This is a genomic window from Rhodoferax sp. RT5P35 (assembly GCF_056521385.1).
This window is the reverse complement of the sequence record NZ_JBWMAX010000121.1, coordinates 1-1,452: the sequence shown is the minus strand read 5'-3', so window position 1 is coordinate 1,452 and position 1,452 is coordinate 1. Positions and strand designations below refer to the sequence as shown.

Below are 1,452 nucleotides of genomic sequence, written 5' to 3'. Positions count from 1 at the left end.
GGCTGTAGCGCGACCTGTCCGCTCCAGGGCGCGCTGTTTGCGGAGTTGCAAACGCAGCTGGCCGGGGCTCCCGCCGAACTGCAATTGCTGTCGATCAGCATCGACCCCCTGGGCGACGACCCCAAAGCCCTGGCCGCCTGGCTGCAGCGCTTTGGGGCCCAGCCCCGCCGCTGGACGGCAGCGCTGCCGTCCGTGCGCGACGTAGACCGGCTGCAGGATTTCTTCAATGGCCGGGCGGTCGGCCCCGACCGCCATACGCCCCAGGTGTACCTGGTCGACCGCAGTGCGCGGCTGGTTTTTCGCAGTGTGGACTTTCCCAACCCTGCGGAAATCGGGCGGTTGATGGCAGAGCTGGTGGCATTGCGGTGATTTACACATCAGCTTAAAAATAGATTTGTACACAAAACACTACAATATTTTTTGTTATAGACAAAAGGTGTTGTATGTATACGTTGTCTTCCTTTGGGGAGAGATGCGGTAGGCTGGTTCCGGTGCTGGTGCTGGCCTGGGGTTTGGCGGCCTGCGGTGGCGGTTCCACGGACATGGTAGAAGCGGGCCGGGCCAAGGCCGCCGGTGTACCGATTGCCGCAATCAACCAGGCCCGGTGGGGCCCCAAGATCAATGTCAGCCTGGTCCCGGTCTCGGCGGCCAATTTGCCCAATGGGAATGTGATGCTTTGGGCGGCCAATGGCGAGTTTTCGTTCAGCGACGATGATGCCCGGGCCTACACCACCACCTTCAATCCCAGCACCGGCGGGTTTACCAAGCGCTTTGTGAATGCGACCGGCAGCAACCTGTTTTGCCCCGGCACCAGCATGCTGGCCGATGGGCGGCTGCTGGTCAGTGGCGGCTCGCAGGCGGGCAATACCACCATCTACAACTACGCCAACGACACCTGGGTGGCGGGAGCGGCGCTCAAAATCACCCGCGGCTACAACGCCAACGCGGTGCTCCAGGACGGGTCGGTCTTCACCCTGGGCGGCTCCTGGAGCGGTGGTGTCGGCGGCAAGCACGGTGAAATCTGGACCGAGGCCACCGGCTGGCAGCGCCTGACCGGTGTGCCAGTGGACGATATGGTCGGCCCCGACCCGGTAGGGGCATCCCGGGGCGATAACCATATGTGGTTGCTGCCTACCGGCAACGGCCAGGTGCTGCACGCAGGCCCGAGCGCCAAGATGCACTGGATCGACACCCGCGGCAATGGCAATGTGCGCTCGGCAGGCAACCGGGGCGACGATGCCTACAGCATGAACGGCAACACCGTGATGTACGACATCGGCAAAATTCTCAAAGTGGGGGGGGCGACCGCCTACAGGGATGGCATTGCCAACGCCAACAGCTACGTGATCGATGCGAACGCGGGCGTGCAGGTGCGCAAAATCGCCTCGATGGCCTATGCGCGGGCTTCCCACAACAGCGTGGTGCTGCCCAATGGGCAGGTGGGGGTGATTG

The 1,452-nt window shown here is 63.2% G+C and carries 1 protein-coding gene and 1 pseudogene; both read left to right on the top strand.

Annotation, left to right across the window (positions count from 1 at the left end; translation table 11 throughout):
- Positions 1-369, top strand: a 369-nt coding sequence (locus AC097L_RS24195; RefSeq protein ID WP_479589269.1) for an SCO family protein, incomplete at its 5' end; no start/stop codon positions are given.
- A gap of 74 nt (positions 370-443) precedes the next feature.
- Positions 444-1,452, top strand: a pseudogene (locus AC097L_RS24190) (galactose oxidase); the annotation flags it as partial.